Origin of the sequence: Fibrobacter sp. UBA4297, assembly GCF_002394865.1 — a bacterium.
In the GTDB taxonomy this organism is placed as follows: Bacteria; Fibrobacterota; Fibrobacteria; order Fibrobacterales; family Fibrobacteraceae; genus Fibrobacter.
The window spans coordinates 197,291-205,313 of record NZ_DGUZ01000019.1 but is presented as its reverse complement, the minus strand read 5'-3'; the positions used below and the strand labels follow the sequence as shown (position 1 = coordinate 205,313).

The following is an 8,023-nucleotide window of genomic DNA, read 5'->3' as shown; positions in this document are numbered from 1 at the left end:
TTTTTGAAAAAGCATTATTCCGACTTGGAACTTTCTTGTTTGGATGATGCTTTTGAAAATATTTTTAGCGCGCCCTTGATTTCTCGTATACATTTATAAATGTGCCGGTGGTAGCCCACTGGTACAAAAAGGAAGAAGGGAAAAATTAGGGTGTTTGGGATGTTTGGGGGGTGTGGGTACATTGCTCGTGAGTTCTGTCGCAGCTGAGGCTGCGATTCGGGAATGAAAGGTATGAGAGTTCTCACAGCAATGTAAAAATCCGCCGGAGATTTCTCCGACGGATTTTTTTTATGAAAGTCGCTATGGTTGTCATGCCCGACTTGAACGGGCATCTCCTTCTTGTTAATGCTTGAAAATAGCGATGTGCTTGTTCTTGGCGGGGCGACCGAGCAAATCGAAGTCCTTTGATTTTGCCGGATTCAATTTGGGGCGACGTTTCGTGGAAATAATGGCGGTAGAGTATTTTTCAATGGGAACGAAGAAAAACGTGAGTGTATTTCTGTAGCCTCCGTGAATTTTTTCGGTGGCGGTAAGTGTGTCGCCTCTCATTTCGTATTCGTAAGTGGCGCGAATTTCGTTTTTGAGGTAGGAAATATATTCGTAACACTTGTTTTCGTTTGCTGAGTCGCGAACAATATAATTTCCGGAGCCGTCTTCGGATTGATATAAAGTATCATTACGGATGTAAACTGTGTGCACATAGGTGTTTAGACCATCGGGGTTTTTATTTCCTGATGAATCGAGATATGAAACAACGTAAAAGACGGAGTCTTTTGTTTCGTAGATCAAGTATTCAGTGATTGGTGGATTACCTTTGCCTTCTTGGCGGACTCTTTTGAAATCGCCCTCTTGTGTAATGGTGGTCTTGACTCCATAGGCTTCAAGAGTTAACTCTTCTGGACTTAGGACTTTGATTTCCCAATTGTCGGAGCCGTGTTTTTTGGTGTAAGTCTTGGCACTGTCAACATGAGTGCCTGTGTAGTAATACTTGTTGTTGTCGAACTCCGTGCTAAGGCTAGTGTCCGCATAATGGAGGTAAATGCTATCTACAAAAAAATTCTTGTAAATCGCTGTTATAGGCTCACTAGATTTTGGATATTCTTTGGCGAAAATGTCAAAGGTGGAACGGAGGCAATCGATAGCGAATGCGTTCAATGCTCCCAAAGTAATGATAAGGATAAGTTTTTTCATATAGAAGAATATACAAAAATCTTATTTGCATAAATAAAATAAGGCGACCGAAGCCGCCTTTTTATAGTATTGTCATTCCCGCCTCCGAGCGGGAATCTCCCTCTCGTCTAAAGACTGCTCATCAGTCGCTTTTTCGCGGGGCTGTCCGGGAGCGGGAGGAACGTCTCTTGAGCGAAGGAGCGCATGAGCATTTCCTGGGCGGCCTTTTTCGGGATGCCGCGGCTCACGAGGTAGAACATCTGTTCTGCATCCAGTTCGCCGACGGTGTTGCCGTGCGTGCATTCCACGTCATCGTGATAAATCTTGAGGACGGGCTTCACGGAGACGCTAGCATCTTCGCTCATGAGGATGGTGTTCACGAGCTGGCTGGAGTTGACGCCCGTGCAGTCGTAACCGACGATAACGCTTCCGTCGTAGCTCACGCGTGCAGAACCCGAAAGCAGGTTGCGGGCAAGCTGGGTGCTCACCGTGCGCGGGGCTTCGTGGTAGATGGTGAGGCGGCTGTGCTGCGAGGCTTCGCCATCGAGAACGTGGAGGCTCCTGTAATCGAAGTTCGCGCCTTCTCCTTTGAGGTGGCATTCAACGCTCACGCGGCCAATGGCGGTGTCGCGGCAGATGCTGGAGAATCGGACGTTGGCGCCTGCGGCTTGGTTGATGTTGAAATGCCTAAAGCGGAGCGGCAAATCGCAAGCCGGGTTTGCAAAGAAGATTTCCACGTCTGCATCTTCGCCAACGTTGATGTCAAAGCGCTCGGCGGCGATGTCGTGCGAAACTTTGTTGTCGAGAATTTCGAGGCTCACCTTGGCGCCTTTGCCGATGTCAAGGACGGTGTGGCCAAAGTCGTTGTTGCACTTGAGCATGGCCATTTCGGCGGCGCCGTTCACGATTTCGCGAATCATGGGGCGGGCTTGATTTGCAATCGGGAGGAGGGCGGCAAAGTCGGTTTCTTGGTTGGCCGGGGTTGCTGCCGGGGAAGTCGTTGGGGCTGCTGCAAAATCCGTGCCCATGAATTCCGGAGTCGGGATTTTTGCGACCGGGAAGAACGACCAAAGTTCGTTATTGCGCTTGGGCATGCCGAGTTCGCGGAGGCGTGCTATCGCCTGTTCCGCGGTGGGCAAGTTCTGTATAAATTCAGCGTTCATTATGCGTCCTCGCCGTTACTTGGCTTCTTCAATCCAGTCGTAGCCTTGATCTTCGAGCTTGAGGGCGAGTTCTGGGCCACCGCTCAAGATGATTTTGCCGTGACGGAGCACGTGAACGTAAGTGGGCTTGATGTAGTCCAAAAGACGCTGGTAATGCGTCACGAGAATCACGGCCTTTTCGGGCGACATGATGTGATTGATGCCGTTTGCCACGATGCGGAGGGCGTCAATGTCGAGGCCGGAGTCCGTTTCGTCGAGGAAGCTCACCTTCGGGTCTAGAATCGCCATCTGGAGGATTTCATTGCGCTTCTTTTCTCCACCGCTCATGCCGTCGTTCACGCCGCGTTCACGATAGCGTTCGTCCATTTCGAGCAAGTTCATCTTTTCTTCGCAGAGCTTCTTGAAATCTTCGTCGCTCATTTCGGGCTGGCCGAGGTAGGCGCGCTTGCTGTTGAGTGCCATCTTCAAGAATTCGACGTTGTTCACGCCCGGAATTTCGGTCGGGTACTGCGTGCTGATAAAGAGGCCAGAATTGGCGCGTTCGTTGATTTCCATTTCGAGCAAGTTCTTGCCGTTGAGTTCTACGGAACCGCCATCGACATGGTAAGCGGGGTGACCTGCAATCACTTTGGAGAGCGTGCTTTTGCCGGAGCCGTTCGGGCCCATGATGGCGTGGACTTCTCCCGGCTTGACCTCAAGATTGATCCCTTTCAGGATTTGGGTGCCGTCTTCGATACTTGCTTTAAGGTTCTTGATGGATAACATATTTCCTCTTTAATTTTAAAATCTTGTTGGGCTTAGCCGAAATCGTCCATGGCTCCAAAGTCATCGTCGGGAACGTAGGGTTCGTCTTCGTTCGGGTCGTATGGTACATCTTCAGGAGGTTCGCTCGATGCGAATTGCTCATCGCTTTCGAATGGAGGCGGGGCTTCCATCTCCGGGGGCATTTCGTTTGGTTGTGCCGGGGGTGGTGCGGGAACCTGCTGCGAGAACTGCGCGGCGTTCCCTCCGTTCATCGCAAGCTCGTTAATTTCTGTGTAAAGCTCGATGAGCGGTGTTTTGCTCTGGATAATCTGCTCGGCGAAAACGTCCGGCGTAATGGCCGAAATCTTGCGCTTCTTGGCAACAATTTGAATGCCCTGCGTGAACTTGTTCAACTGCATACGGAGACGCATGCCTGCTTCGGAATCGAGCGGGATGAGTTTTTTGTAGCGGTCGCACAGATTGAGCGTGAGCACGGCAACCGTGTCGTAAAATTCCAAAATCTCGTTCGGCGTTTTCCACGTCTCATCGGGGAGTTGCTCCAAGAAAAGCTGCAACTGCGGCGAAAGCGATTCGTACAATGTTCTCGGCGAGAATGCGCCCGTTTCTGCATATTGCGCGAGAATCGACTGGATAAATTCATCAATCAGCGGGGAATCAAAAATCTGGATTCCGCTGGCAGCAAAGTCCATGTCGAAGTATTCTGCGGCGCGGTCGAGAAGGGTGGGGTTGCGGTAAAGTAAATTTGCAAATCGCACTTCAATCGGCGACAACAGTTCCCACGGAACGCTTACTTGCGGTGCTGCGGGTTGTTCGGCGGTGGGTACTTTTTCGCGTTTCGGGTGTGCCACCTTGATGCCCGCGAGCGAGCGCGTTGTGCTGTAACGCTCGGAAACAAGCTTCAAATATTGGTTGCGAAGTTCCGGATTTTCAATGCTCTTGATGAGCGTCTTTGCTTGCGTGATGAATGCGGCTCGGTCTTCGGGACTGTTGTTCGGCATGGTGCGTCCGAGATAGCTGAGCCAGTCTTCGGCGGTGCGGAGCGCTCTTTTGAAGGCGTCCGGGCCTTGCTCGTTCACAAAGTTGTCCGGGTCGATCTTGGTGCCGTCCGGTCGTGAAAGCGCAAAGATTTTTGGCGAAAGGCCCTTGGGGAGCACAATTTCGAGACTGCGGCGCGTGGCATTTTGCCCGGCGGCATCTCCGTCAAAAACAAGGTAAGCCGTTTTCGCATAGCGGGCGAGAATGCTGGCGTGATTCTCGGTAAGTGCCGTACCCGATGCGGCCACGACGTTCTGCACACCGCTTTGGTAAAGGCTGATGAGGTCAAAATATCCTTCGACGATAATGACCGCTTTTTCTTGTAAGATGGCGTTTCGGCTGTGGTTCAGTCCGAAGAGAATATCGCGCTTGCTGTAGAGCGCGGTTTCCGGGCTGTTCATGTATTTGGCAAGTTTTATTCCGTTGTGCGATGCGGGGTCGCTCAAGTCTCGACCGCCAAAGGCGACAACGACTCCCGAAAGGTTCTGGATGGCAATCATCAAGCGGTCGCGGAACTTGTCTGCGATACCGCCATTTTCTTTTTCGACGGCAAGCCCAGCCTTGACGCAGTCGCGTGGCGAAAAGCCGTTGCGTGCGGCGTAGCCGATTAAGCCTTCTCGCCCTGTCGGGGCGTAGCCGATGTGGAACTGTTTGCGCGTCTCAGGCGAAACATGACGCTTGTTCAGATACTCTAAAGCTTTGGGACTTAACGTGAGCTGTTGCTCGAACCATTCGCAGGCAAGCTCGTTAAGCTTCCGGACCATTGTGCGTTCTTCGAGCACTTCGGAATTGACGTTGTTGCCGAGGTTCGGAAGTGCAAAACCCACAAAGTTGGCGACCCATTCTACAGCGCCCTTGAAGTCGAGTTTTTCGTGTTCCTGGATGAACTTGAAAACATCGCCACCCGCACCGCATGCAAAGCACTTGTAAATGCCCAGCGTGGAATTTACCGACATGGACGGGGAGTGGTCATCGTGGAATGGGCACACGCCGACGTATTTGTTGACCCCGCTTTTTTTGAGCGGCAAGAACTGCTGAATGACCAACGCGATATCCGCTTGGTTCTTGAGTTCTTGGATGATTTCGTCGGAGTAGAAAGGCATGCGCCAAATGTAGAAATTTTGGGGGAGCGGGAATGTCGTAATACGCCTTTGGTGCGCTTTGCTTTGGGTTTAGAAGTCGCTTGCTGATTTGGAAATTTTCTTATTATATTGCCATTTATAGTTTTTGTCTATTAAGTTTTTGTTTAAATGAATTTAATTTATACTTAAAGAATGGTTTTTAGCTATTGGTCAATAGTCAATAGAAAAATTGTCCGGCTTTCATGCCGGATATTTTGCATATAGTATAGTCAATTGTAAAATTTCATTCTTATTGAAAAAATATTGGACCAAATCGCTCAAAAAAGCGTGTTAATATAAAGGACGGGGAGCCGTTTTCTGTCTATGAACCCGACATTATCGGGTGTTTTAACACCGGAAAAATATGGAAAATAATATTGTGGCCGAAACGAAAAATAGCCACGGCGAAATGATTAGCGAGGCCAAAACTTTCGAAGAATTCAAGGGCGCGGGTGTATTCGCGGACCTTCTTCTCGACAGAACTTTTAAGAAAGCCTTCAATCCTGACTCGCAGAACAAAGTATGTTTGATTGCGCTTTTGAACGCCGTACTTGAAGGCGAAATAGCATCTCCGATTGTTGATGTGCAGTCCCGAAACAAGGAATACAGTGACGGTTCGAACGAAAATCGGACTTCCGTTTTCGACTTGCATTGCATCGATTCGGCACAGCGTAGGTTCATCATCGAGGTTCAGATTCTTTTTCAGGAAAACATAGTCAATCGCTCGATTTATTACGCCTCGCAGACAATCATTGCTCAGGGGCAACGCGGCAAAAAGTACAATTACGAATTGAACCCTGTCGTTACTGTTGTGTTCATGGAATTTAACGTGTTTGCCGATGACCGCTACATCCGTCGGGCAAAGCTTCGCGAAATCAATGGATCTTGCATTAGTGATACGCTCAATTTTGCGTTTGTGGAGCTTCCGAAGTTCAACAAGCCTTTGGACGAACTTGAAACGACGCTCGACAAGGCGCTTTATGCTCTTAAGAACATGAAAAATATGACGCAGATGCCCAAGCAGTACGCGAATACGGTGTTCGAGCTCTTGTTTTCGACAGCGAAATTGGCTAAATTATCGAAAGAGGAACAGAAAATGATCGACGAAGCTCAGAAAGCCAAGTGGGATGAATACGCAATCCATAAAGCGGCTATTGATAGCGGCTTGCAGCAAGGTCTTGAACAGGGTCTCGAACAGGGTCTCGCACAGGGTCTTGAAAAAGGTGCCAATCAAAAAGCTCGCGAAATTGCAAAGAAAATGTTGTTGAAGAATGAACCTATTGATAAGATTATCGATTTCACTGAACTTTCTGAAGCTGATATCCTCGCTATCAAGGCTTCTCTCGGCCAATCGTAAATTGACGAAGTGCTTTGAATAATAGAAGTCCGGCTTACCCGCCGGACGTTTTGCTTTCTAAACCACGGCTTTGCTTTTCCAGCGGCCGCTACGCCAGCGCCAAATGTTGGCAAACGAGCGGTAGAATTCGTCGGCTGCCATGCCTAGCCAAAGACCGGGGAGTCCAAGCCCAACGACAAACGCGAGGATAAGCGAGGTTGCAAGGCCGAGTGTCCACATCATGCCGCTACCCACGAGTGCCGGGAATTTGGAATCGCCTGCGGCACGGAGCGATGTGGTGACGATAAAGTTTACGGCTTTGAAGGGTTGCACGGCGACGTCGCACCAGAGGCAGATTTTGCCGAGGCGGAGGACTTCGGGATTGTCGGTGTAGAGCCTGAGCAGGTGTTCGCCGAGGAGCGCGACCGCGACGGATAGCAAGAATCCGCTGGTGATGCCCACGGCGAGGGTTTGGTGCACGCGGCGATTTGCTTTGACGTAGTCATGTGCGCCAACGAGGTGCGCTACGAGAATCTGGTTTCCGCTGCCGAGGCCGACACCGAGAATGACGGAGAGTGCAGCGAAGTTCCCTGCGAACACGCGGGCGGTCATTGCGGTTGTGCCGATATAGACGACCATCGCGGTGATAAACACTTGGAAAAGCTGAAAACTGATGGGTTCTGCGGCGGCGGGGAGTCCGATGCGAATCCAGTCGGGCAAAAGAACGCGGGTGCGTTTCCAGTCGCGAATTTTGCTGTGGTGGTGTACTTTGAACTTGAGCACAAGCCAAAGGATGCCCGAAGAAATGAGCCAGGAAAGTGCGGTCGCGAGGGCGACTCCGTGAACGCCCATTTTAGGGAGTCCAAAAAGTCCTTCAAGGAACACGACATTCAAGGCTGCGTTTGTGGCAATCGTGAGAGTGTTGCCTACGAGGTTCCAAATGGTAAGGCCGTGTGTTGCGATGAGGGCGGTCAAAATGGTTTGCAGAGCGCGGAAGGCAAACCCGAACGAAACGACGCTTAAAAATTGCGTGGCGTATGCGGCGGGGGCTTCGGTGAGTCCCATCCATTGCGGAATGTTCCCGGAAAGCGGATAAATGATGAGCGTGAGCGCGATGCCGAGAAGGATGCTCCCGAAAAGGACCATCGTCTGAGTGCTGCTGGCGTGGCTGTTCTGTTTCGCGCCAATGTATTGCGAGACGATGCTTGCGCCGGATTGCGCAAAAGCGTGGAGCGCGGTGAAAAGAGCTCCGAGAATCGGGAGCATGGCGCCAACGCCCGCGGCTGCGGTTTCGGAAGTGCGCGACAAAAACCAGCTGTCCATCATGGGCTGGATCATGCTCACGGCAAATGTGAGGATTAGCGGCCACGAAAGGCTGATGAGCGAACGGTCTTTGACGTCGATCTGTTTCATGTGTAAAAATCTAGAAACAA

6 protein-coding genes are annotated in these 8,023 nt (G+C 50.7%); 1 reads left to right on the top strand and 5 read right to left on the bottom strand.

Annotated features, from left to right (window positions below):
* Window positions 1–342: 342 nt before the first annotated feature.
* From B3A20_RS11640 to dnaG, 4 genes are all read right to left on the bottom strand, one after another.
* Window positions 343–1,191 carry a hypothetical protein gene (locus B3A20_RS11640; RefSeq protein WP_290764986.1) on the bottom strand — a complete coding sequence of 283 codons (849 nt, stop codon included), beginning with the start codon at window positions 1,189–1,191 and terminating at the stop codon, window positions 343–345.
* 107 nt (window positions 1,192–1,298) lie between these two features.
* Window positions 1,299–2,333 (bottom strand): SufB/SufD family protein, encoded by a 1,035-nt coding sequence (locus tag B3A20_RS11635; protein WP_290764984.1) that lies wholly within the window; start codon window positions 2,331–2,333, stop codon window positions 1,299–1,301.
* Window positions 2,334–2,348: 15 nt separating this feature from the next.
* Window positions 2,349–3,098, bottom strand: a complete 750-nt coding sequence (sufC, locus tag B3A20_RS11630; RefSeq protein WP_290764982.1) for a Fe-S cluster assembly ATPase SufC — start codon at window positions 3,096–3,098, stop codon at window positions 2,349–2,351.
* A gap of 32 nt (window positions 3,099–3,130) precedes the next feature.
* Complete coding sequence (gene dnaG / locus B3A20_RS11625; protein ID WP_290764980.1) at window positions 3,131–5,236, bottom strand: DNA primase; 2,106 nt, start codon at window positions 5,234–5,236, stop codon at window positions 3,131–3,133.
* Between the two features lie 382 nt (window positions 5,237–5,618).
* Here dnaG and B3A20_RS11620 point away from each other — a divergent pair, with 382 nt between their 5' ends.
* A complete protein-coding gene (locus tag B3A20_RS11620; RefSeq protein ID WP_290764977.1) occupies window positions 5,619–6,611 on the top strand; it encodes an Rpn family recombination-promoting nuclease/putative transposase in 993 nt (330 codons plus the stop codon).
* 57 nt (window positions 6,612–6,668) lie between these two features.
* Here B3A20_RS11620 and B3A20_RS11615 read toward each other — a convergent pair whose 3' ends face one another.
* On the bottom strand, window positions 6,669–8,003 hold the full coding sequence (locus B3A20_RS11615) for an MATE family efflux transporter (protein ID WP_290764975.1): 1,335 nt from the start codon (window positions 8,001–8,003) through the stop codon (window positions 6,669–6,671).
* Window positions 8,004–8,023: the final 20 nt, after the last annotated feature.

Bases quoted from the DNA above. Each gene is read 5' to 3' on its own strand.
- B3A20_RS11640 (WP_290764986.1), bottom strand. From the start codon at position 1,191: ATGAAAAAACTTATCCTTATCATTACTTTGGGAGCATTGAACGCATTC.
- B3A20_RS11635 (WP_290764984.1), bottom strand. From the start codon at position 2,333: ATGAACGCTGAATTTATACAGAACTTGCCCACCGCGGAACAGGCGATA.
- sufC (WP_290764982.1), bottom strand. From the start codon at position 3,098: ATGTTATCCATCAAGAACCTTAAAGCAAGTATCGAAGACGGCACCCAA.
- dnaG (WP_290764980.1), bottom strand. From the start codon at position 5,236: ATGCCTTTCTACTCCGACGAAATCATCCAAGAACTCAAGAACCAAGCG.
- B3A20_RS11620 (WP_290764977.1), top strand. From the start codon at position 5,619: ATGGAAAATAATATTGTGGCCGAAACGAAAAATAGCCACGGCGAAATG.
- B3A20_RS11615 (WP_290764975.1), bottom strand. From the start codon at position 8,003: ATGAAACAGATCGACGTCAAAGACCGTTCGCTCATCAGCCTTTCGTGG.